Origin of the sequence: Streptomyces sp. SID10853, from assembly GCF_010548145.1 — a bacterium.
Lineage (GTDB): Bacteria > Actinomycetota > Actinomycetes > Streptomycetales > Streptomycetaceae > Streptomyces.
The window spans coordinates 1-22,136 of record NZ_JAAGLN010000111.1 but is presented as its reverse complement, the minus strand read 5'-3'; the positions used below and the strand labels follow the sequence as shown (position 1 = coordinate 22,136).

The 22,136-nt window shown below is 68.4% G+C and carries 19 protein-coding genes and 1 pseudogene; 14 read left to right on the top strand and 6 right to left on the bottom strand.

Going from position 1 to position 22,136, the window contains the following annotated elements; translation table 11 throughout:
• Window positions 1-275: helix-turn-helix domain-containing protein (locus tag G3I19_RS20855; RefSeq protein ID WP_164265190.1), on the top strand; the 275-nt coding region annotated here is incomplete at its 5' end.
• Window positions 276-848: 573 nt separating this feature from the next.
• Entirely contained in the window at window positions 849-1,349 is a 501-nt protein-coding gene (locus G3I19_RS20850) for a flavin reductase family protein (RefSeq protein ID WP_164265189.1), read from the top strand.
• A gap of 4 nt (window positions 1,350-1,353) precedes the next feature.
• Here G3I19_RS20850 and G3I19_RS20845 read toward each other — a convergent pair whose 3' ends face one another.
• The gene (locus G3I19_RS20845) at window positions 1,354-1,491 is read right to left on the bottom strand and encodes a hypothetical protein (RefSeq protein ID WP_164265188.1); all 138 of its coding nucleotides are present in this window, start codon (window positions 1,489-1,491) and stop codon (window positions 1,354-1,356) included.
• A gap of 52 nt (window positions 1,492-1,543) precedes the next feature.
• Between G3I19_RS20845 and G3I19_RS20840 the strand changes: the two genes are divergently transcribed.
• From G3I19_RS20840 to G3I19_RS20820, 5 genes are all read left to right on the top strand, one after another.
• Window positions 1,544-2,623 (top strand): LLM class flavin-dependent oxidoreductase, encoded by a 1,080-nt coding sequence (locus G3I19_RS20840; RefSeq protein WP_164265187.1) that lies wholly within the window; start codon window positions 1,544-1,546, stop codon window positions 2,621-2,623.
• 413 nt (window positions 2,624-3,036) lie between these two features.
• Window positions 3,037-4,494: a benzaldehyde dehydrogenase gene (locus tag G3I19_RS20835; protein WP_164265186.1), complete on the top strand. Its 1,458-nt coding sequence runs from the start codon at window positions 3,037-3,039 to the stop codon at window positions 4,492-4,494.
• Window positions 4,495-4,618: 124 nt separating this feature from the next.
• Window positions 4,619-5,947 carry an MFS transporter gene (locus tag G3I19_RS20830; protein ID WP_164265185.1) on the top strand — a complete coding sequence of 443 codons (1,329 nt, stop codon included), beginning with the start codon at window positions 4,619-4,621 and terminating at the stop codon, window positions 5,945-5,947.
• Between the two features lie 33 nt (window positions 5,948-5,980).
• Window positions 5,981-6,865 carry a LysR family transcriptional regulator gene (locus tag G3I19_RS20825; RefSeq protein WP_164265184.1) on the top strand — a complete coding sequence of 295 codons (885 nt, stop codon included), beginning with the start codon at window positions 5,981-5,983 and terminating at the stop codon, window positions 6,863-6,865.
• A 137-nt stretch (window positions 6,866-7,002) separates the two neighbouring features.
• Window positions 7,003-7,809: an IclR family transcriptional regulator gene (locus G3I19_RS20820; protein WP_164265183.1), complete on the top strand. Its 807-nt coding sequence runs from the start codon at window positions 7,003-7,005 to the stop codon at window positions 7,807-7,809.
• Between the two features lie 143 nt (window positions 7,810-7,952).
• Here the strand turns inward: G3I19_RS20820 and G3I19_RS20815 are convergent, their stop codons facing one another.
• The 3 genes from G3I19_RS20815 to G3I19_RS20805 form a co-directional block, all read right to left on the bottom strand.
• Window positions 7,953-8,447, bottom strand: a complete 495-nt coding sequence (locus tag G3I19_RS20815; RefSeq protein WP_164265182.1) for a VOC family protein — start codon at window positions 8,445-8,447, stop codon at window positions 7,953-7,955.
• A 58-nt stretch (window positions 8,448-8,505) separates the two neighbouring features.
• Complete coding sequence (locus G3I19_RS20810) at window positions 8,506-9,342, bottom strand: fumarylacetoacetate hydrolase family protein (protein WP_164265181.1); 837 nt, start codon at window positions 9,340-9,342, stop codon at window positions 8,506-8,508.
• Between the two features lie 65 nt (window positions 9,343-9,407).
• The gene (locus G3I19_RS20805) at window positions 9,408-11,003 is read right to left on the bottom strand and encodes an FAD-dependent monooxygenase (RefSeq protein ID WP_164265180.1); all 1,596 of its coding nucleotides are present in this window, start codon (window positions 11,001-11,003) and stop codon (window positions 9,408-9,410) included.
• Between the two features lie 323 nt (window positions 11,004-11,326).
• On the opposite strand from G3I19_RS20805, the gene G3I19_RS20800 reads away from it, so the two are divergent.
• Complete coding sequence (locus G3I19_RS20800) at window positions 11,327-11,836, top strand: SRPBCC family protein (RefSeq protein WP_164265179.1); 510 nt, start codon at window positions 11,327-11,329, stop codon at window positions 11,834-11,836.
• 86 nt (window positions 11,837-11,922) lie between these two features.
• Here G3I19_RS20800 and G3I19_RS20795 read toward each other — a convergent pair whose 3' ends face one another.
• On the bottom strand, window positions 11,923-13,557 hold the full coding sequence (locus G3I19_RS20795) for a sensor histidine kinase (protein ID WP_164265178.1): 1,635 nt from the start codon (window positions 13,555-13,557) through the stop codon (window positions 11,923-11,925).
• Between the two features lie 88 nt (window positions 13,558-13,645).
• Here G3I19_RS20795 and G3I19_RS20790 point away from each other — a divergent pair, with 88 nt between their 5' ends.
• The 6 genes and pseudogenes from G3I19_RS20790 to G3I19_RS20765 all read left to right on the top strand — a co-directional run.
• Window positions 13,646-14,665, top strand: coding sequence for a LacI family DNA-binding transcriptional regulator (locus tag G3I19_RS20790; protein ID WP_164265177.1), 1,020 nt, complete (start codon window positions 13,646-13,648; stop codon window positions 14,663-14,665).
• Between the two features lie 125 nt (window positions 14,666-14,790).
• Window positions 14,791-16,203, top strand: coding sequence for an extracellular solute-binding protein (locus tag G3I19_RS20785; protein WP_164265176.1), 1,413 nt, complete (start codon window positions 14,791-14,793; stop codon window positions 16,201-16,203).
• A gap of 53 nt (window positions 16,204-16,256) precedes the next feature.
• Entirely contained in the window at window positions 16,257-17,219 is a 963-nt protein-coding gene (locus tag G3I19_RS20780) for a sugar ABC transporter permease (RefSeq protein WP_164265175.1), read from the top strand.
• Between the two features lie 13 nt (window positions 17,220-17,232).
• Entirely contained in the window at window positions 17,233-18,108 is an 876-nt protein-coding gene (locus G3I19_RS20775; protein WP_164265174.1) for a carbohydrate ABC transporter permease, read from the top strand.
• A gap of 108 nt (window positions 18,109-18,216) precedes the next feature.
• Window positions 18,217-19,806 (top strand): glycoside hydrolase family 13 protein, encoded by a 1,590-nt coding sequence (locus tag G3I19_RS20770; protein ID WP_164265173.1) that lies wholly within the window; start codon window positions 18,217-18,219, stop codon window positions 19,804-19,806.
• 110 nt (window positions 19,807-19,916) lie between these two features.
• Window positions 19,917-21,620: pseudogene (locus G3I19_RS20765) on the top strand (glycosyl hydrolase family 28-related protein); the annotation flags it as partial.
• Between the two features lie 192 nt (window positions 21,621-21,812).
• Here the strand turns inward: G3I19_RS20765 and G3I19_RS20760 are convergent.
• The coding region (locus tag G3I19_RS20760) for a citrate/2-methylcitrate synthase (protein ID WP_275402761.1) at window positions 21,813-22,136 on the bottom strand (324 nt) is incomplete at its 5' end.

Sequence of the window (22,136 nt, the reverse complement as noted above, 5' to 3'; positions counted from 1 at the left end):
GGAACGGCGCCTCCCGGTTCGGCCGGCTCCGGCAGACGCTGGCGGGCGTGAGCGAGAAGATGCTCACCCAGACGCTGCGCACCCTCGAACGCGACGGGCTGGTCCGCCGGACCGTCTACCCAGAGGTGCCGCCGCACGTGGAGTACGAGCTGACCGCGCTCGGCCAGACACTGCGGGAACCGCTGAAGGCGCTCACGGAGTGGTCCGTGGTGCACATCGAAGAAGTCATCACCGCCCGCGGGGAGTACGACGACCGCACTGAGCGCACCCCGTAATCGGCGGTCGGCGGTCTGGCGCATGGACGGATGCCTCGTCCGAGACCGGCCCGAGGACCGGGCTCACCTGAGCAACCCGGCGACATCACGAGCTCGACCTCCGTAGTCCGGTATGGCCGTCCGGGCCCGGGGAATCCGCCGCCGAGGTCCTCCAACTGCACCCGCCCCGACCGACGTATCCGTGTGGAATTGTTCCGCTGAGAAATCCCTGCCTGGAACAGCAAATTCTCGGTGCCCCGCGAGCGCTGGGTGCCGGGAATTCTGTGTAAGGGCCGGAGCTGTGCGGCTGCCGCTGGGGGCAGGCCGCACCAGTGGGCCAGGTTGCACGTGCTCGGTTCTCACCGCACCGACCATGATCACTGGTCCCGGATGCGGTGCGTCACCGCCAACCACCCACGAGCCGTTGGATGTCGAATGGGGTGCGGCATATTCGATCATGATGTTGGCGTGCAGGAACAGCGGTAGGGCCATAAGCCCCCCTTATGAAGAGCATACGGAAAGCGACTTGGACCCCGTCGGAGACTGGCTTCTAGTTTGTGTCCCACAGCACAAACCGGATCAGAGGAGATCGACATGACCACCTTGGAGTCCTCGCTTCACCCGATAGACCCGCATCGCATGCGCGCCGTCATGGCCAAGGTTCCGACCAGTGTTGCGGTTGTTGCCGGAGACCCGGACGGCCGGGCGGCGCTCGTTATCGGGTCCTTTGTCTCCGTTTCGCTGGAACCGTCACTGGTGGGGTTCTTCGTGGACCGGTCTTCAACGAGCTGGCCGAAACTGCGTACAGCAGACCTGCTCGGTATCAGCGTCCTCTCCTCCCGTCAGCATTCCATGTGCGACAAGATCGGGCGCAAGCATGAGGACCGATTCGATGAAGCACATTGGACAAAGGGGCCTTTGGGATCCCCGGTTCTCCCCGGAGCGGTCGCGCACATCGAGTGCCGTATAGAGCAGGTGTCTCCGGCCGGCGATCACGAACTCGTTCTCGTCAGGGTGATCGGCCTGTCCGAAGGTGAAACCACGGATCCGCTGGTATTCCACGACCGCGGCTACGCGGGCCTGACCGCACGCTGATCCGTCAGTAGCTGTTCGGCAGGGACAGGGCACCCGCGAGTTCGGGCGGGGATGCGAGCCGGAGGAACGCGCCGTCGCCGGCCTGGGCAACGAGGAATCCGAGAACGACGGCCGGCCCGTCACCCGTGCTGGGCCGCCGCATCCGCCGCATCCGCCGCTACTCCCAACTTCTTCCATGGAAAGCAGGAACATTCATGACTGTTGAATTCGGCTGGTTCATCCCCACCATGGGCGACACGTCGCAGCACGGGGTGGCCGAGGCCGCCATCCCCCAGAGCATGGAGTTGTTCACCAACGTGGCGCAGACCGCGGAGGATGCGGGCTTCGAGTACATTCTCGTCCCGGTGCAGACCAACTGCTACGACGCCTACATCACCTGCGCGATGGTCGCGGCGCGGACCAAGAAGATCGCTCCCCTGGTCGCCGCCCGCGGGGGATTCATGGCGCCGACCGTGATGGCCAAGATGATCTCCACATTCGATCAGCTGACCCAGGGGCGGGTGCGCATCAATCTCATCACCGGTGGCAGCTCTGTTGAGATGGCAGCCGACGGGATGTTCCACGACCACGACCAGCGGTACGCGGTCCTCACGGAATCGCTGGAGGTCATGAAGAAAGCCTGGACGGAAACCGAGCCTTTCGACGTCGACGGCACGTTCTTCAAGGCCAACGGTGTGAATGTCCTCCCGAAGCCCTACCAGGCGCCCTACCCGCCGGTGTACCTGGGCGGCCTGTCGCCGGCTGCCAAGGACCTGTGCGCCAAGCACGCGGACGTGCACCTGTTCTGGGGTGACACCCCGGACAACATCGCCAAACTGGTCGCCGAGATGGACGAGCGTGCTGCTGCCGAGGGGCGCTCGCTGCGATACGGGATGCGACTCCACGTCGTCGTGCGTGAGACCGAGAGCGAGGCGTGGAATGCCGCGCACGCAATTATCGCAAATGCCGCCAACGGCCCTAGCGAGACCAGTGTCAAGTGGGACCAGTCCATGGCCAATCTGCGGATGAAAGAGCTGGCCAAGGCGGAGAACCACCTGATCGCCGACCACTTGTGGAGCGGAATCGCCAGTGTTCGCGAGGGCTCCGGAGTGGCCATCGTGGGCAACCCCGAACAAGTCGCGGCCACCATTCGCGAGTTCATGGACGCCGGCTGCTCGAGTTTCTGCCTGTCCGGTTACCCGCATGCCGACGAGGCGGAGCGTTTCGGGCGACTCGTCATGCCGCTGTTCGCCGACGAACTCGCCTCCCGCGATGTGGAGCTCGTCAGCTCCTGAGCTGGTCAGGCCGCTTCACAGTCTCATCCCTGCCGCACTTGTCCCCCCTCTTCCCTCTCGGCAACCACAGGTCGTGACCTGTGAAGTTCTGTGCCCGGGCCGCGGACGATGAACGCCGTTCCCTCGCCGGCGCCCCGGCCGGAGTGCCTTCGCCACCGGACCGAAACTCGCCGCCGCGACAGTGCACGCGCTCACACCCGTGCGTGTCCCGCCGGTGGGCGCCGCACTTGACGGCCGCGCACAAGCCGGGCAGAGCACCCGTGAGTAAGACCAGTCGTGCCGATGCCGGCCTCACCGGTCCACGCCACCACCGCGGGTGGAACACCCAAGCGGCCACCGCGACATGGCCGACAGACCGGACGCCACGATCCACGGCCGCTGTGTGATCGGCCGACCCATTCGAGGAGAGATACATGTTGCTGTCCGAAACTGCCGTCTGGGCAGGCAAGATCTTCGTGGACGGCTGGACTGCCGGAGGCGGTGGGGCCCACGACGTCGTCGAACCCGCCACTGGGGCCCGGATTGCGCTGTGTGGCACTGCGTCGGTCGACGATGTCGTTCGCGCATCCGGCTCCGCCGCCGTGGCGCAGCGGTCATGGGCCGCGTTGCCCCCGGGGCGGCGGGCGGCAGTCCTGCGTCGCGCCGGCTCGATCATCGAGGAGAACGCGGCAGAGATCGCGCAGTGGATCGTCCGCGAGAGCGGGTCCGCCTCGGCCAAGGCGGAGTACGAAACGGGCGCTGCGGCTGCCGAGTGTTTCGACTCCGCTGGGCTGCCGAGCCATCCAGCAGGTGAGGTGCTGACGTCGAACGAGGACAGGTGGTCGTTCGCGCGCCGTCGGCCGGCCGGAGTGGTCAGCGTCATCGCTCCGTTCAACGTCCCGCTCCTACTGGCCATGCGATCGGTCGCGCCTGCGCTCGCGCTGGGCAACAGCGTGCTGCTCAAGCCAGATCCGCGGACCACGGTCTGTGGCGGCGTGGTCCTCCAGCGCGTCTTCGAGGAGGCGGGGCTTCCCGCGGGCACGCTACAGCTGTTGCCGGGCGGTGCGGATGTCGGAGCAGCGGTGGTCGAGGCGCCCGAGGTGCGGATCGTCTCATTCACCGGCTCGACGCCGGCCGGCCGAAAGATCGGTGAGGCCGCGGCCCGGCTGCTGAAGCGAGCCCATCTCGAGCTGGGGGGAAACAACGCGCTCGTGGTTCTGCCCGGAGCCGACGTAGAGAAGGCGGCGTCCGCGGGTGCCTTCGGTTCGTTCAACCATCAGGGCCAGATCTGTATGAGCACCGGCCGCCACATTGTCCACGAGTCGGTCTACGAGGAGTATGTGGAGGCTCTGGTCGGAAAGGCGAAGAACCTGTCCGTCGGTGACCCTGCCACCGCGCCTGTCGCCCTGGGCCCGATCATCGACGAGAACCAGCTGGCCCGGATCGACGGGATCGTGCGACGGGCGGAGCGAGCCGGTGGACGAATCGCGACCGGCGGCACGTTCGAGGGATTGTTCTACGCGCCCACCGTGATCGCGGACGTCACTCGCGACAATCCGGCCTGGTGCGACGAGACCTTCGGGCCGGTCGCTCCGGTCCTCAAGTTCTCCTCCCTCGACGAGGCCGTCGATCTCGTGAACGGCAGTGAGTACGGCCTTGCGGTCGGCATCATCGGAAACGTCGGTGATGCCATGACGCTCGCCGACAGGATCGACTCCGGCAAGATCCATATCAACGAGCAGACGGTGAACGACGAGTCCAACGCTCCGTTCGGCGGCACTCGGGCCTCCGGGAACGGCTCCCGGTTCGGCGGCGCGGGCGCGAACATCGAGGCATTCACCGAGACCCAGTGGCTGACGGTACGGCCAACCACAGCTCCGTACCCGTTCTGATCAGCCGAAGTCCACACGGCTCGCATGTGGCTTGCTTCCTCCGGATGGGAGGCGCGACGCACGGCGTTCCCTCTCCCGCACACGAATTCCTCATGTAGCGCACAGGAATACCCTAGGAGGATTGATGAGCGTTACGACCATCGATTCCGCTGAGTCAATGAGTGCGGCCTCGACGACCCGGCGGGTCGTGGCAGCGGCAACGGTCGGCACCATCGTGGAATACTTCGACTTCGCCGTCTACGGCTACTTGTCGACGACCCTGGCCCTCGTGTTCTTCTCCCAGCGCGATTCCTCGACAGCGCTGATGGGGACTCTTGCGACGCTGGCCGTGGCGTTCGCGGTCCGGCCGGTCGGGGCGGTCTTGTTCGGCCACATCGGAGACAGATGGGGACGGCGCACGTCACTGATATCCACCCTGCTGGTCATGACGGGGTCGACCGTCGTCATCGGTCTGGTTCCCGGCTATTCCAGCATCGGAGTGGTCGCGACCGTGGCCCTGGTGCTGTTGCGGTGTATCCAGGGGATGTCCGCCGGCGGAGAGGTGGGCGCGGCGGTCTGTTTCGTGGGTGAACACGTCGAGGCACGGCGTCGGGGGTTCTATACCGGGTTCACGCAACTCGGTGTGGTCATAGGCACGCTGTTCGGTTCTGCTGCTGTTGCCGTCATCGCGGCCCTGCTGTCCGAGCAGGCGACGGTCGATTGGGCATGGCGCATTCCCTTCCTGCTTGCCGTCCCGATGGGCGCGATCGGCATCTACATCCGGCTCAAGCTGCAGGAGTCGCCCGATTTCAAGCGCGTTGTTGCTTCCGAAGAGGTTCCGGCCCTGCCTGTCCGGGGCCTGCTGCGGAACCATCGCGGTGCCCTGCTCCGCACGGTCGGGATCGCGACCACCAGTGTCGCCGGTTACTGGGTCGTATATGTCTACCTGGCCATCTATCTGCAGAAGAACCTCGGCTACAGCCTCGGTGTCGCAATGGGCTCGACCACGGTGTGTCTCGTGGTGTCGGCAGGAGCGATGCTTCTGTTCGGTAGGTTCACCGACGTTTTCGGCCGGCGCAGGACATTCAATGCCGCCGCCCTGGCCTTGTTCGTCCTGGTCTGGCCCCTGATCAAAGTGATGGAAGTCGGCTCCGTGCCGTTGGTGATAGCCGCTCATGCCTGCCTCGGCATACTCGCCGGCGGCCTCATGCCGGTCATCAGCGCGGCGATGCCTGAACTGTTCCCGACGTCCATTCGTGCCACCGGAATGGGGCTGGGGTTCAATATCGCGAACATCCTGGCCGGTGGTACCGCTCCCTTCGTTGTCACTCAGTTGACCGTCTGGTTTCCTGACCTCGATATCCCGGCCGTCTACGTCATGTTCTTCGCGGTGGTCGGGCTGATCGCCGCTCACTCCCTCCCGAAGACGGAGGGTATGTCCTTCCACGAGATCGACAGCCGGTTGTCCCGGTAGGGTCGACCGCATCGAACCCGAGGAGGAAGTCCCGTGGAAGTTCGCCAGGCCAGCTACTTTCTCGCCATCGCGGACCACGGAACGATGGGGCGGGCCGCCGAACATCTGCACCTTTCCCAGCCCGCACTCTCACAGTCGATCGTGGCGATGGAGCGGGAAATAGGCGCCGTACTGTTCGAGCGCTTCGCCCGCGGAATGAGACTGACTGCCGCGGGCGAAGCGCTGCTCCAGCCCGCCCGCAGGCTCGTGGATGCCGCGATCCGAGCGAAAGCTGCCGTCGACGGGATCGTCGATGCCCCGCAGGGGGAACTCCACATCGCCGCGATGCCGGCTCTCGCGGCCGTTCCCGTGTCGCAGTGGATCGCGCGGTTCCGTGAACGCTACCCCCAGGTCGCCATCCATTTCGGGCCGTTCACCGGAGAAGAGCCCGTCGAGCGTCTCCTGGATCGGGGGCCGGCGGAACTGGTGATCAGTCACTACGAAAACGCGACCCCGCATTCGATCCGGAAGATCGCCGCAGGGGTGCAGGACATGGTGGTGGCGTTCCCGCCGGACACGGTGGTGCCCGACGACCCGCTCATCACCGTGGAACAACTCGCTCAATACCCACTCATTGTGAGCCCGCCGCAGACGTCCATGCGGCGTGTGGTCGAGAGAGCATTCGCCGATGCGGGGCAGGTCCTTACCGTGGCGGTCGAAACGCAGTTGATGGACTCGTTCGCCTCACTGGTCGCCGCCGGGGCCGGCTCCGCTCTGCTTCCTCTGCAGAACGTCGAGATGCTGCGTGATCTCGGTGTGACCACCCGCCATCTCGATGTGCCGATCACACGGACTTATTCGTTGTTCTTCCGGGCGGACCGACTCTCCTATGCCGGGCAGGAGTTCGCACGAATGATCCTGCCCGCGAAAGGGAATTGACCGGTTGTCCGACGGTTGCTGTTCCGGGGCGTACGAGGCCGGGCGACGGCTTCGGTGCGGCGAGCCCGCTGCGCCTCTGCCGGGGCCGCCGCGGTCTTCCGGTATGCCCGTCTCGCGCAAGAGGTAGAGTGTCCTGCATGCCAGGACGAGAGTCTGATAAATCCACCGCCCCCGCCGGGCAGTACCGGGAGCGGAATTCGACCGCCGACCGTGCGCTGGACATCCTCGGGATGTTCAGCGCCACACAGCTGTCGGTCTCCGGCAAGGAGGTCGCCACCACGCTGGGCACAGCGCGGTCCACCGCGTACCGGTACTTGCAGAGCCTGGTCGGTTCCGGCTTCCTCGAAGAGGATCCGCTCGGCGGATTCCGTCTGGGGCCCCGTGTCCTGGAACTGGCCAGGCTGGCCCGCCGGCGTTACGGGCTCTCCGACATCGCCCTTCCGGTCATGGCCGAACTCAGCTCCCGCGTCCAGGAGACGGTGCTCCTGACACGGCGTGCGGGTGGCAACGCCATCTGCCTGGAGCGCGCGGAAGCCGACCATCCCGTCCGCATCTCCTACGAGCGCGGCAGCACCCTGGCCATCAACGCCGGAGCATCGGCGCTCGTCCTGCTGGCCTGGCTGCCCCGGGACGACGCCAGAACCCTCCTGGAGCGGGAGAGGCTGGAGCAGTTCACGCCGCGGACGCTGACCGATATCGATGTGCTGATGGACCGGCTGGAGACCATCCGCGAGGATGGCTACTGCGTCTCACGCGGGGAGCTGGACAGCGACATCCTCGGTATCGGCGCACCGCTGCGCGATGCCTCGGGAACGGTGACCGCGGCCCTCAGCGTAGCGGCCCTGGAACACCGTGTGTCCGCAGAGCGGTTGCCCGGGGTCGTGGACTCCGTCCTGGAGGCGGCGGCCCGCATCAGCGACAAGCTGGCCCTGGCCGCCGGCTGAATCCGACCGTGTCGGGCCGGCCGGGCCCGCGGAGCCCCGACACCGGAGTCGGGCACACCAGCAGGGGCCGCCCGCCGAAGTGCGGCGGGCGGCCCCTGCTGGGGCGGAGGTCCGTACTGCCGGAGGCGGTACGGGTGCCCCGGTTACTGGATGGGCTGATACGCCTCGGTGTCGTCGTTCAGCAGGCGTTCGGCCTCTGCCTCGATCGCGTCCAGGGGCAGGTCGAGGTCGAGGGTCTTACGGAACGGCTGGCGTACGTCCTTCTCCACCCGGATGTAGACCTCGTTGCGGTTGCCCTCGGGGTCGAAGAAGTAGATGCCGTAGGCGTTGCCGTGGGTGACCTCCTGCTGGACGGGCACCCCCTCGGCGCGGAAACGCTTGTGGTAGCCGACGAGGGTTTCCAGGGAGTCGATGCGCCAGGAGATCTGGTGCGTGAGCTTGGCTCCGTCGGGCGCGGTCCGGCCGACCTGGAGGACGAACTCGTGGTGCTCCTCGTCCGGCCTGGCGCTCAGGAAGACGATGCCGCGCTCCGCGTCCTCGTCCGTGACGGTCAGGCCCAGCATGCGGGTGTAGAAGTCGCGCATGGTCTCCAGATCGTTGACCCACAGGCCGGTGTGTCCCAGTCCGGTAATGGCCATGATGCATTGCCTCGCTTTCGTAGGTGTGCTGCGGTTCGGGGGAGGAGCGGGGGTCGGATCAGCGGGCGGTTTCGGCCTGGACGGTGCTGGCGAGTTCTCCCAGTCCGTCGATGCTGACGCTGACCCGGTCGCCGGGGGTGAGGAAGACCTGCGGGTCGCGGCGGAAGCCGACTCCGCCGGGGGTGCCGGTGAGGATGACGTCGCCCGGCAGCAGCGTGGTGAATTCCGAGACGGTGCTGACGAGAGTCGGAATATCGAAGATCAGCATCGAGGTGTCGGACGACTGCAGGACCTCGCCGTTGAGACTGAGGGTGATCGCCAGTTTCCCGATCCGGTCGCCGATCTCGTCCTCGCTCACCAGGGCGGGGCCGAGCGGGGTGCAGGCGTCCCATGCCTTGCCCTGCAACCACTGATGGGTCTTGTACTGGTAGTCGCGCATCGTGACGTCGTTGGCGATCGTGTAACCGGCGATGACACTGCGGGCGTCCTTCCCGGCCACCCGGCGCGCCCGGCGTCCGATCACGATGCCCAACTCGGCCTCGTAGTCGACCTGGCTGGACTCCCGCGGAACGAGGACGGGGTCGTCCGCGCCGATCAGGCTCGGCGGGAACTTGGTGAACAGGACCGGATAGGCCGGCAGTTCGCGCTCGGTCTCGGTGACGTGCGAGCGGTAGTTGAGCCCGACGCAGATGATCTTCTGGGGCTCAGGGATGACGGGGCGCAGCCGCACCTCGGACAGCGGGACACGGCCGGCTTCGTCGAGATCAGGTTCGGCCAGGACCTCGACGGGGGTCCCGCGGCCCAGCTCGGACACCCCCCGGAGCGGGGTGACATGTCCGTCGGCCAGGACGCCGGCGTGGGGCGTTCCCAGATGGAAGTAGGAGACGTAACGCATGAGCTGACCTCTCGGGTGCGGTGCGGTGCGGTGTGGCGTGGGTGGGGCGGGCCCGACCGGCCTGATCAGGCCACGGCCACGTGGGCGGGCAGGCCCAGCCGGTGGAGGAAGCGGTCCCCCGCTGCCTGCGCCTGGTCGGGCCGTAGGACCGCGCCGACGCAGCGGTCGGGGCGGATGACAATGACACGGCCGCGGCTGGGCGCCAGGAGGCTCTCCAGCCGTCCGTCGGTATCGGCAACGGCTGGGCGTGGGCCACGCATACGGGGCAGGAGATCCCCGCACAGCGCATTGACCTCGGTGGCTCCGAGAGCGCTGAGCGGCGAGTCTGCGATCGTGTCCCAGTCCTGCTCGGTGAGGTTGACGCCAAGCAGGGTGAAACCGTCCCCCATGACGTCGTCGAGCAGTCCGGTGGCGCACCCGTCCGGAAGGAGCACACGGGGTTGCTCCAGGGCCCGGCCCAGCAGCGGTGAGTCCTCCGCGAACGGGGCGCCGACGATCAGCCCCTCCCGCAGAGTGGGTGAGGGCCGGTAGCGCATGCCTTCCAGGTACCGCTTGCCCCAGGGGGTCCGGACGGCGCCCGCGACCAGCAGGTCCCGCAGGGCGGCGCGGCGCCGGCTGGTGGTCATGACCACGGAACGGAGCTTCACGGACAGGTGGACGACGGCCTGGGCATGGGGGCGTCGCTCGGTTTCGTAGGTGTCCAGCAGCCGGTCGCCCGCCCGTCCGTCGAGGATGGTGGCGATCTTCCAGCACAGATTGGCGGCGTCGCGCACACCGGAGTTGAGGCCCTGGCCCGCGAAGGGGGGCATCATGTGCGCGGCGTCGCCCAGGAGGAAACTGCGGCCGGTGCGCCAGCGGTCGGCCACCAACGCGTTGAAGCGGTAGGTGACGCTGCGTTCGACCTGGGCGGAAGTAATGGTGCGGTACGGGGCCAGCAGACGACGGACGACGTCGAACGAGGGGGGCGTGCCGGGTTCGCCTTCGCCGGGGCGCAGCAGGAATTCGTAGCGACAGCGGCCCGCACGGCCCGGCACGATGACATGCGGCCGCCCGGGGGCGCCGTGGTGCATGCCGAAGCGTTCGTCGTGCGGGTCTTCCAGGGTGTCGACGACCAGCCAGACATCCGGGTAGCTGCTGCCGGTCATGGGGGTGCCGGTCAACTGCCGGACCGTACTGCGGCCTCCGTCACAGCCCAGCACGTAGTCGGCGCGGATGCGTTCCGTCTGCTCCCCGTGGGTGACGACCGCCGTGATGCCGTCCGCGTCGTCCTCCAGAGCGACCAGCTCGGTCCCGAACCGGGTCGGGACGGTGAGTGTCTCCAGCAGCACACGTTCCAGCTCGGGCTGGGCGAACTGGTTCTTGAAGGCGTGGCCGAACTGGAACGGTGTGGTGCCCCGGGCGTGGAAGAGGGACTGCCCCCGTGCGCCGTAGTAGCGCGTCCCCGTGCCAGGGACCACTACAGGGGCTATGTCGTCACTCAGACCGCAGATCTGCAGGGTGCGCAGCGACTCCCCGTCCAGGCTGATGGCCTTGGCTTCGTCGCTGGTCGAGGCGTTGCGCTCGATCAGCAGGGTGCCGACACCGAGCCTCGCGAGCAGGTGAGCCGCGGTCAGCCCGACCGGGCCGCCGCCGACCACCAGAACCTGATACCGCTCGACCATCGCAGACCTCCTCGTGCGCGTCAGCTTGATGGCGTCAACGTAATGGAGATCAGTCCTGCATGCAAGGACTGCTGTTTCGCTCAGTGGGACAATGGGCGGAGGTCCGGCGCGGGGCGCGCGAGGCCGGCTGGGCGGGGCACGGAGGCCGGCTTCGCCCTGCGGGCGTTACCGCGGGACCCGCCCAGGTCAGGCCCGGCGGCTGTCGGCAACGCTCATGTCCGGTGCGCCTGGGGCGTTATCAAAAAGGGGTCGGGCTGAGATGCTCAAGCCCGGCGACGCCGGTGGGTGTGGCCGCGGAACAGTCCTGCCCCGGAGGGTGAACGATGCGTCTTGCCGATGGTTCCCACGTCGAGTGTCAGATCGAGATCGCCGCGCCACCGGACCAGGTGTGGAGGCTGGTGTCGAACATCTCGACATCGGCCCGCCACAGCCCGGAACTCCAGGAAGTGACGTGGCTGGACGGTGCGGACGGGCCGGCCGTCGGCGCGTGTTTCTCCGGCCGCAACCGCAATGAGGGCCTGGGGGAGTGGCACACCGTCAGCCGCATCGCGGAAATGGAGGAGCCGCGCACCTTCCGCTGGGAGGTCGTCCACTCCGAAGAGCGGGCCGACGGCGAGCCGCTGGCCATATGGACGTATCTGCTGGAGCCGGTCGCGGGAGGGGGTACCCGCCTGCGGCACGGCATGCGGATCGGCACCGCGCGCGGCCCGATGCACACCTTCGTCGAGAAGCATCCGGAGCGGGAGTCCGAGATCATCGCCGGTCGCCTGGCGCTGCTGCGCAACGGCATCGAGGCGACGCTCGCCGGGGTGAAGTCCGAGGCGGAGGCGTAGGCGCAGGAGGAAGCGCAGGCGCAGGCGTCGTAGGCCCCTGACCGTTCCGGCGGGGGCCCGCTGCCGTCCGGAACGGTCAGCGTCCGTCAGCCCGTCGGCTCCCGCGCCGATGTCCGGCTGCCGGTCAGCGCCTCCGGGAGTACGACGGTGAACTCGGCGCCCCCGCCCGTACCCGTGCCGACCTCGGCGCTGCCGCCCTGGCGCTCGGCGAGTCTGCGGACCAGCGGCAGCCCCAGACCGCGCTTCCCGTGTGCGGGAAGCTTCTTGGTCGACCAGCCCTCCGTGAAGATCAGTTCGTGCTGCTCCTCCGGTATCCCCCCGCCGCTGTCGGCGACGCGCAGGACGGCTGTATGGCCCTCGGTGAGCAGTTCGACCTCCACCCGTGCTCCGTCCGAACCGGACACCGCGTCCAGGGCGTTGTCGACCAGGTTGCCCACGATCGTCACCAGCCCCTGGGGGTCGACCAGCCGGTCGGGCAGCAGGGTCTCCGGGGTGAGCCGCAGGGTGACACCGCGCTCCGCCGCCACGGTGGCCTTGCCGACCAGCAGCGCGGCCAGCAGGGGGTCGTGGATCTTCTCGGTGACCTGCTCGGCGGTGGTGCGGTGCGCCCCGACCACCTCGGTGATGAAATCGGCTGCCTCGTCGTGCATCTCCAGTTCCAGGAGGCCCAGCAGGGTGTGCATCCGGTTGGCGTGTTCGTGGTCCTGGGCGCGCAGGGCGTCGATCAGGCCACGGGTGGAGTCGAGTTCACGGCCCAGCTGCTCCAGTTCGGTCCGGTCGCGGAGGGTGGCCACGGCGCCCCCGTCGTCGGTGGGCATCCGGTTGGTGACCAGGACGCGGCGCCCCCGTACCGCCAGCAGGTCCTCACCGGTGACCCGCCCCGCCAGCACATCGGTGGTGCGCCCCTCGCCCAGTGCCTCGGTGAGCGGAAGGCCGATGATCTCGGGGCCGAGGTCGAGGAGCCGCTGGGCCTCGTCGTTCATGAGCCGGATCCGGCCGCCGCCGTCCAGTGCGACCACACCCTCACGGATGCCGTGCAGCATCGCCTCGCGCTCGGCGAGCAGCGCAGCGATGTCGGAGAACGCAAGGTCGTGCATCTGCCGTTGGAGCCGCCGGGAGATCAGATACGCGGCCAGCGCCCCTGCGGCGAGCGCCCCGCCCGCATACGCGAGAAGTCCGGGGATCATGGCGAGCAGATGCGCGCGCACGCTGTCGTATCTGATGCCGACCGACACCGCACCGACGATCCGGTGGTGACTGTCGCGCAGCGGGACCTTGCCGCGGGCCGAGCGGCCGAGCGTGCCGGTGTCGATCTGCATGACCTCGTGGCCGGACAGCGGCACCTCGGCGCTCGTCGAGACGACACTGCCGATCTCGGAGCGGGTGGTGTGCGACCAGCGGATCCCGCGCACGTCCATGACCACGATGTACTCGGCGTGGGTCGCCCGCCTGATGCGTTCGGCCTCGGCCTGTACGGGGCCGCCCGGCGTCGGCCTGGAGGAGAGGAGTTCCGCCGCCAGCCGGGGGGAGGCGGTGGTCTCGGCGATCGCCAGGGCGCGGCGCATGGCCTGGTCGTCGAGCTGTGCGCCGAGCGGGCGCAGGAAGAGGCCGGTCGCCAGGACGAGTACTCCGCCGGCGATGGTCAGCTGCATCAGCAGCACCTGGGAGAACGCCCGTCGGGGCAGTCCGATGCGACGTTTCCAGGGCTGTCCGGTGTTCATGTGGCAGAACGGTAGAGGGCGGGAGGGGCTACCGGAAGTTCCCCCTGGCCCGCAAACCGCTTGCGGTGCTTGCGCTAATCTTGCGTGTATGACGCGACGACTTGCACAGGTGGCACAGAAGGTTGGAGTCAGCGAGGCCACGGTCAGCCGGGTACTCAACGGCAGGCCCGGCGTCTCGGAGGCCACCCGCCAGGCCGTTCTGTCGGCACTCGACGTGCTGGGGTACGAGCGCCCGACCCAGCTGCGCGGCGAACGGGCCCGGCTGGTCGGCCTGGTGCTCCCCGAGCTCCAGAACCCCATTTTCCCGGCCTTCGCCGAAGTGGTCGGCGGCGCACTCGCGCAGCAGGGCCTGACCCCGGTGCTGTGCACCCAGACCAAGGGCGGGGTCTCGGAGGCCGACTACGTCGAACTCCTGCTGGAGCAGCAGGTCTCCGGGGTGGTGTTCGCGGGCGGTCTCTACCACCAGCTCGACGCTCCGCACGACCACTACAAGGTGCTGGCGGACCGCAAGATCCCGGTTGTTCTGATCAACGCGGTCATCGAGCACCTCGGTTTCCCCGGGGTCTCCTGCGACGACGCGGTCGCCCTCGACCAGGCGTGGCGCCATCTGGCCTCCCTCGGTCACGAGCGGATCGGTCTGGTGCTCGGACCCGGTGACCACGTGCCGTCGATGCGCAAGCTGGACGCGGCCCGGGTGATCGCGGCTGAGCTGGGCGCCGAACTCCCCGACGAGCGTGTCGTACGGGCGATGTTCTCGCTGGAGGGCGGCCAGGCCGCGGCGGCCAGGCTGCTCGACCAGGGGGTCACCGGAGTCATCTGTGCGAGCGACCCGCTCGCGCTCGGCGCGGTGCGCGCCGCCCGCCGCCGGGGCCTCTCGGTGCCCGGCGACGTCTCGGTCGTCGGCTATGACGACTCGGCCTTCATGAACTGCACCGACCCGCCGCTGACCACGGTCCGCCAGCCCATCGAGGCGATGGGGCGCGCCGCGGTCGAGCTGCTGTCCCTGCAGATCGGAGGCCGTACGGTCCCCTCCGACGAGCTGCTCTTCGAGCCCGAGCTCGTGGTGCGCGGCTCGACGGCGCAGGTGCCGCGGGGTGGGAAGCGGTAGCTGTCAAAAATTTGCGAAATCTGCGCGACATCTTGCGGAGTGCTGTGCCGGGTGGTTGAGTTTGCGCCGCCGCACAGCGACGCAGCTGTGGGCTTCCAGCGCTCTTGCCCACAGGGGGACCACCGATGAGAAGCACCTGGTTCCGCCCGACCCACCGCCGTACCGCGACGGCGGCCCTTGTCTCCGCGCTCGCGCTGACCGCACTGGCTGCCTGCGGCACCAGCAGCAGCGGGGGCGGCGACAACGGATCGGGCGGCGGCAGTTCGGACCCGTCCGCGCCACTCGACCCGAAGACCAAGGTCACGCTGACCATGGACTGCATGCCCCCGGCCGCGAAGGCGGCGGAGCTGCGCGAGTGGAAGGAGGACGTCAAGACGTTCAACAAGCAGTACCCGAACGTCACGATCGAGGGTAAGTCCACCCCCGGCCAGTGCGAGGAGCCCACACGCTTCACCGCCGCGCTCAAGGGCAAGTCGCAGCCGGACGTCTTCTACACCTACTTCACCGACCTCCAGCAGGTGCTGGACAACGGCGGCGCCGCCGACATATCGGCGTACGTGAACGCGAGGACGGTTCCCGCGCTGGGCAGCATCGACCCGGACGTCATGAAGGTCCTCAAGCAGGACGGCAAGACCTACGGCCTGCCCACCAGCAACTACACGATGGGCTTGATGATCAATCGCAAGCTCTTCAAGCAGGCCGGACTCGACCCGGACAAGCCGCCGGCCACCTGGGCGGAGGTCCGCAAGGACGCCAAGGCCATCGCCGGCCTCGGCAACGGCATCGCGGGCTACGGCGACTACAGCGCGACCAACCAGGGCGGCTGGCACTTCACCGCCGAGATGTACGGACTCGGCGGCGACGTCGTCAGCCCGGACGGCAAGAAGGCCGCCTTCAACAACGCCATCGGCAGACAGGTCCTGACCAACCTCAAGGCCATGCGCTGGGACGACGGCAGCATGGGCAAGACCCAGCTGCTCAAGTGGGGGGATCTGCAGAAGCAGATCTCCACCGACAAGCTCGGGATGTTCCTCGCCGCCCCTGACGACCTCACGTACATGGTCCAGCAGCTCGGTGCCACGTACGCGGACTACGGCATGGGGCCGATCCCCGGCGGCCGGGCCACGCTCTTCGGCGGCAACGACTACATGGTCAAACAGGGCAGTTCGCCGGACAAGATCAAGGCGGCCATCGCCTGGATCAACTACAAGACGCTCACCCCGGGCAAGGGTCAGTTCGACTGGGCGCGCGCCAAGGCCGACAAGCTGCCGGTCGGTCTGCCGCAGCCCAACTTCTGGACCGGTGAGACCAAGGCGGCGGACCTCAGGTCCAGGACCGACAGCGCGACCATGCCGGTGGAGAACTTCAAGCCCTTCATGGACAACCCCGTCAAGGGCAAGGCCGAGCCGGCCAAGGCGCAGGAGATCTACAAGGTCCTCGACAACGCGATGTCGGGGGTGCTGACCAACAGGAACGCCGACGTCGGCTCCCTGCTTTCCACCGCCGAGCAGCAGGTCAACCAGGTCCTGGCGAACTAGGGCCGCCCGGTCCAGCTCCCGCCCAGCCCGAGCACCGGCGCCAAGGAGAGACGATGTCGGCCCCCACCCTGTCCACGAGCAGCATGACGCCGGCGCAGCCGCCGCGGCACGACGGTCCGCCGCCCGGTGCCCGCCGCGAGATCTTCGTCCGCAACCTGCGGCGCAACCTCTCGGCGCACGGCTTCCTGATCGGCGCCGTGCTCTGCTTCGCCTTCTTCTCGTGGTATCCGATGGTCAGGGAGTTCCTCCTGGCCTTCCAGAAGAACACGGCAGGCAGGACCACCTGGGTCGGCCTGGACAACCTGGACTACGTCTTCCACGACCCGGCCTTCTGGCAGGCATGGCGCAACACCCTGCTGTTCACCGGTCTGGCGCTGGTGCTCGGCTTCCTGGTGCCGTTCGTCATCGCGATCGTGATCAATGAATTCCGGCACGCACAGGGGTACTTGCGCCTGCTGGTCTATCTCCCCGTGATGCTGCCGCCGGTCGCGTCCGTCCTGCTCTTCAAGTACTTCTACGACCCCGGATACGGGCTCTTCAACGGCATCCTGCACTTTCTGCACCTGCCCGAACAGCAGTGGCTTCAGTCCACCGGCACCTCGATGCTGTCCGTGGTCATCGCCTCGACCTGGATGAACATGGGCGGTGCGACGCTGATCTACCTCGCGGCCCTCCAGGGCATCCCGGGCGAGCTGTACGAGGCGGCCGAGCTGGACGGCGCCGGGCTCCTCCGGAAGATCTGGCATGTGACCGTCCCGCAGACCCGGCTGATCCTCTCGCTGCTCCTGCTGATGCAGATCATCGCGACGATGCAGGTCTTCACCGAACCGTTCCTGCTGACCAACGGCGCCGGACCCGAGGGGTCGACGACGACCGTCGTCTACCTCATCTACCAGTACGCCTTCAACTTCGACAACTACGGCGGCGCCGCCGCACTCGGCCTGGTCCTGCTCGTACTGCTCGCCGGATTCTCGGCGGCGTACGTCCGGCTCAGCCGCGACAGCGACAGCCAGTGACAGGGGTACGACGATGGCAGAGCGCACTCTGATCTCACCCGCCCAACTGGGCAGGCCCCGCGGCAAGGCCGTCTACTGGGGCGTCCTCATCCTCGTGGTCCTCCTGTTCACCCTGGTCTTCCTCGGGCCGCTCTACTGGATGGTGACCGGCGGGCTGAAGACCGCACAGGAGATCGCCCAGTCGCCGCCCACCGCCTTCCCCAGGAGCCTCCACCCGGACAACTACTCCAAGGCGTGGCACGTGATGCAGCTGTCCAAGCTGCTGCTCAACACGCTCTACTACGCCTTCGGGGCGCTCGTCTTCCAGCTGGTCCTCGACGTCGCCGCGGCCTACTCGCTCTCCAGGCTCAGGCCCGTCCTCGGCAAGGCCATCCTCGGGATGATGCTGGCGACGCTGATGATCCCGGCGACCGTCCTGGTCGTACCGCAGTACCTCACGGTGCTCGACGTGCCGCTGTTCCAGCGCAACCTGCTCAACTCGCCCTGGGTGATCTGGCTTCCCTCCGTGACGAACGCCTTCAACATCTTCCTGCTGAAGCGGTTCTTCGACTCGATTCCCCGGGAGCTGCTGGACGCGGCCGCCATCGACGGGGCCTCGCCGCTGCGCACGCTGCGCTCGGTGGTGCTGCCCATCTCCCGGCCCATTCTGGGCGTCGTCTCGATCTTCGCGGTCGTCGGCGTCTGGAAGGACTTCCTCTGGCCGATGCTCACCCTGCCCGACCCCGGCAAGCAGACCCTCAACGTCGGTATCTACTCCCTGGCCCAGGGAGTGCCAGAGAACTGGCTCATCGCCGCACTCGCCATGGCATCGGCGCCGACGCTGATCATCTTCCTGATCTTCCAGCGCAACATCATGAGCGGCCTGACCGCCGGCAGCCTGAAGGGCTGACCACCGGCTCCGCCCCAACGACCCTCTGCGCTCCGCCGCCGGACCCGTTCCGGCGCCCCGCTGTCCGGGGCCGGCGGCGGAGTCCCACCTGCCCGAAAGGACCGTCACGTGGCAGCCACCCCTCCGCCCGAGGCCACCGATGACTGGTGGCGATCCGCCGCCATCTACCAGGTGTACGTGCGCAGTTTCGCCGACGCGGACGCTGACGGAACCGGGGATCTGGCAGGGGTACGCAGCAGGCTGCCGTACCTCACGGAACTCGGCGTCGACGCCCTCTGGTTCACGCCCTGGTATCTGTCGCCGCTCGCGGACGGCGGGTACGACGTCGCCGACTACCGCAGTATCGACCCCGCGTTCGGCACGCTCGGCGAGGCCGAGAAACTCATCGCCGAAGCACGTGCGCTGGGAATCCGGGTCATCGTCGACATCGTGCCCAACCATGTGTCCGACCAGCACGCCTGGTTCAGGGCCGCGCTCGCCGCAGGCCCCGGCAGCCCGGAGCGGGAACTCTTCCACTTCCGTCCCGGCCGCGGTGAGCACGGCGAACTCGCCCCGAACGACTGGCCGTCCCAGTTCGCCGGCTCCACCTGGACCCGGGTCGCGGACGGCGAGTGGTACCTCCATCTCTTCGCCCCCGAGCAGCCCGACCTCAACTGGGCGCACCCCGTGGTGCGCGAGGAGCACGAGAACGTACTGCGTTTCTGGTTCGAGCGGGGTGTCGCCGGCGTACGCGTCGATTCGGCGGCGCTGCTCACCAAGGCGGCCGGGCTGCCCGACTTCGTCGAGGGACGCGACCCGCACCCCTATATCGACCAGGACGAGATCCACGACATCTACCGCTCCTGGCGTGCCGTCGCCGACGAGTACGGCGGCATCTTCGTCGGTGAGGTCTGGCTGCCCGACTCGGAGCGTTTCGCGCGCTATCTGCGCCCGGACGAACTGCACACGGCCTTCAACTTCAACTTCCTGAGCTGCCCGTGGGACGCCGCCCGGCTCCGTACCGCGGTCGAGGAGACCCTGGCGGAGCACGCCCCGGTCGGCGCTCCGGCGACCTGGGTGCTGTGCAACCACGACGTGACCCGGACGGTCACCCGTTACGGCCGCCGGGACACCGGCTTCGACTTCTCGGCCAAGACCTTCGGCACCCCCACCGACCTGGAGCTGGGGACCCGGAGAGCCCGGGCGGCCGCACTGCTGTCGCTGGCGCTGCCCGGATCCGTCTACCTCTACCAGGGCGAGGAGCTGGGGCTGCCCGAGGCGGAGATCCCCCTGGACCGGATCCAGGACCCGATGCACTTCCGCTCCGGCGGCACCGACCCGGGCCGCGACGGCTGCCGGGTGCCGCTGCCCTGGACGGCCGGACCGCCCACGGCCGAGCCCTGGCTCCCCCAGCCGGACGGCTGGAGCGGCTACGCGGCGGAACTCCAGGAGGCCGACCCGGACTCGATGCTCTCGCTGTACCGCACGGCGCTCGGGCTGCGCCGGACGGAGGCCGGGTTCGGCGACGGACCGCTGAGCTGGCTGCCCGCCGCCGACGGTGTGCTGGCCTTCGCCCGGTCCGAAGGGCTGATCTGTGTCGTCAACCTCGCCGCGGAGCCCGCCGTGCTCCCCGGCCACTCGTACGCCCTGCTGAGCAGCGGCCCTCTGGACGACGGAGGGCGGCTGCCGCAGGACACGGCGGTCTGGCTGCGGGCCTGACCCCGCGGCCGGACCGCCGGCTCGTCATCCCCCACCGCAGGAAGGCGCAGGACCCCCACATGAAACTGCACAGGAAACAGCGGACGGACCAGCATCGAAATGTCAGGCGCATGACACTCGCCGTGTCGACCGCGGCGGCGCTCTCCGCGACGAGCCTGGTCCTCATGGCTCCCACCGCGCACGCGGCGGCCGCGGCCGGTGCGTCGCTCCCGTTCACATCGGTCGAAGCCGAGAGCGCCACCACCGACGGCACCCTGATCGGCCCCGACTACACGCAGGGAACGCTCGCGTCGGAGGCATCCGGACGTCAGGCGGTGACTCTGGGAGCCGGCCAGTCCGTGGAGTTCACGGTGCCCGTCACGGCCAACGCCGTGAACGTCTCGTACAGCGTCCCCGACGGGCAGTCCGGCTCGCTGAGTGTCTACGTCGACGGCGAGAAGCTCACCGGTTCGCTGCCCGTCACCTCCACCTACTCGTACGTGGACACGCCCTGGATCGTGGGCTCGAAGACCCATCACCTCTTCGACAACACCCGGATGCTCCTCGGCCGCACCGTCCAGGCCGGGGCGAAGGTGAAGCTGGAGGCGACGACCCCGACCACCGTCGATGTCGCCGACTTCCAGCAGGTGGCCGGCCCGGCGGCCCAGCCCGCGGGTTCCGTCTCGGTCACCGACAAGGGCGCCGACCCGACCGGGGCGGGCGACTCCACCCAGGCGTTCCGCGACGCCATCAGTGCCGCGAAGGGCGGCACCGTCTGGATCCCGCCGGGGGACTACCGGCTCACCTCGTCGCTCAGCGGGGTCGACGACGTGACGCTTCTCGGTGCGGGCAACTGGTACTCGGTGGTGCACAGTTCCAGCTTCATCAACCAGTCCGACGCACCGACCGGCAAGGTCGGCCTGCGTGACTTCGCGGTGTTCGGCGAGGTCACCGAGCGCGTCGACTCCAGCCCCGACAACTTCGTCAACGGCTCGCTCGGCCCCGGCTCGTCCGTGTCCGGGATGTGGATCCAGCACATGAAGGTCGGCCTCTGGCTGACCGGCAACAACGACGACCTGGTCGTCGAGAACAACCGGATCCAGGACACGACGGCCGACGGGCTGAACCTCAACGGCGCCGCCCGCGGGGTGCAGGTGCGCAACAACTTCCTGCGCAACAACGGCGACGACGCACTCGCTATGTGGGCGCTCAACACCACCAACAGCTCCGACACGTTCGCCGACAACACCGTCTCCCAGCCCAATCTGGCCAACGGCATCGCCATCTACGGCGGCAGCGACATCACCGTCAGGAACAACCTGGTCTCCGACACCAACGCACTGGGCAGCGGCATCGCGATCTCCAACCAGAAGTTCGCCGACCCGTTCTTCCCCCTGGGCGGCACCATCGACGTCTCCGGGAACACGCTCGTACGCACCGGGGCGCTCAACCCCAACTGGGGCCACCCGATGGGGGCGCTGCGCGTCGACTCGTACGACAGCGAGATCGCGGCCCAGGTCGACATCACCGACACGACGGTCACCGACAGCCCGTACAGCGCGTTCGAGTTCGTGTCGGGCGGTGGCACCGGCAAGGACGTCAGGAACGTGACGGTCGACGGCGCCACGCTGAACAAGGTCGGTACGGTGGCGGTCCAGGCCGAGACACCCGGCGCGGCGACCTTCCGTGATGTCACCGCGACCGGGGTCGGCGCCGCAGGCGTCTACAACTGCCCCTATCCGGCGGGCAGCGGCACCTTCACGGTCACCGACGGGGGTGGGAACACCGGCTGGTCCAGTCTCTGGCAGGACTGCTCGGCCTGGCCGCAGCCGGGCACCGCGGACCCCTCGTCCTGAGCGGTCCGGGCTGCCGGGCTGGCGGGCGGTCTGCCTGCCTGCTGATCTGCCTGCCCGCTGGGCTCCGGGCCCGGGGGTCTCTCCGGCCGCTGGTCTCTCCTGCCCGGTGATCCGTCGTACGGTGCTTCCGCCCGCCCCGCTGTCATGGGCGGGCGGAAGCACCACGACGGCTCATGACGGAGGGGCCGGCCGGGGGCCGGGCAGGGGCTGCGGCGGGCGCGGGCCGTTGTACTGGCCGCTCGGGCGCAGCCGCAGCGGCCGCTCCGCGTACTCCTCCAGCGCGTGGGCGATCCAGCCCGCGGTCCTGGCCACCGCGAACAGCGCTTCGCCCGCCTCGGCGCGCATCCCCGACGCCACCGAGAGCACGGCAAGCGCCAGGTCGACGTTGGCGTGCAGCTCGGTGTGGCGGGCTGTCGTCGTCACCACGTCACGGGCGGCGGCGAGCGCGGGGCCGGCCGCCGGGACCCTGTCGAGCAGCGCGAACAGCATCGTGGC

Coding starts and splice junctions, on each gene's coding strand:
- G3I19_RS20815 (WP_164265182.1), bottom strand. CDS start 8,447: ATGGCCATTACCGGACTGGGACACACCGGCCTGTGGGTCAACGATCTG.
- G3I19_RS20785 (WP_164265176.1), top strand. CDS start 14,791: ATGAGAAGCACCTGGTTCCGCCCGACCCACCGCCGTACCGCGACGGCG.
- G3I19_RS20790 (WP_164265177.1), top strand. CDS start 13,646: ATGACGCGACGACTTGCACAGGTGGCACAGAAGGTTGGAGTCAGCGAG.
- G3I19_RS20850 (WP_164265189.1), top strand. CDS start 849: ATGACCACCTTGGAGTCCTCGCTTCACCCGATAGACCCGCATCGCATG.
- G3I19_RS20805 (WP_164265180.1), bottom strand. CDS start 11,003: ATGGTCGAGCGGTATCAGGTTCTGGTGGTCGGCGGCGGCCCGGTCGGG.
- G3I19_RS20830 (WP_164265185.1), top strand. CDS start 4,619: ATGAGCGTTACGACCATCGATTCCGCTGAGTCAATGAGTGCGGCCTCG.
- G3I19_RS20840 (WP_164265187.1), top strand. CDS start 1,544: ATGACTGTTGAATTCGGCTGGTTCATCCCCACCATGGGCGACACGTCG.
- G3I19_RS20835 (WP_164265186.1), top strand. CDS start 3,037: ATGTTGCTGTCCGAAACTGCCGTCTGGGCAGGCAAGATCTTCGTGGAC.
- G3I19_RS20810 (WP_164265181.1), bottom strand. CDS start 9,342: ATGCGTTACGTCTCCTACTTCCATCTGGGAACGCCCCACGCCGGCGTC.
- G3I19_RS20845 (WP_164265188.1), bottom strand. CDS start 1,491: ATGCGGCGGCCCAGCACGGGTGACGGGCCGGCCGTCGTTCTCGGATTC.
- G3I19_RS20780 (WP_164265175.1), top strand. CDS start 16,257: ATGTCGGCCCCCACCCTGTCCACGAGCAGCATGACGCCGGCGCAGCCG.
- G3I19_RS20820 (WP_164265183.1), top strand. CDS start 7,003: ATGCCAGGACGAGAGTCTGATAAATCCACCGCCCCCGCCGGGCAGTAC.
- G3I19_RS20800 (WP_164265179.1), top strand. CDS start 11,327: ATGCGTCTTGCCGATGGTTCCCACGTCGAGTGTCAGATCGAGATCGCC.
- G3I19_RS20795 (WP_164265178.1), bottom strand. CDS start 13,557: ATGAACACCGGACAGCCCTGGAAACGTCGCATCGGACTGCCCCGACGG.
- G3I19_RS20775 (WP_164265174.1), top strand. CDS start 17,233: ATGGCAGAGCGCACTCTGATCTCACCCGCCCAACTGGGCAGGCCCCGC.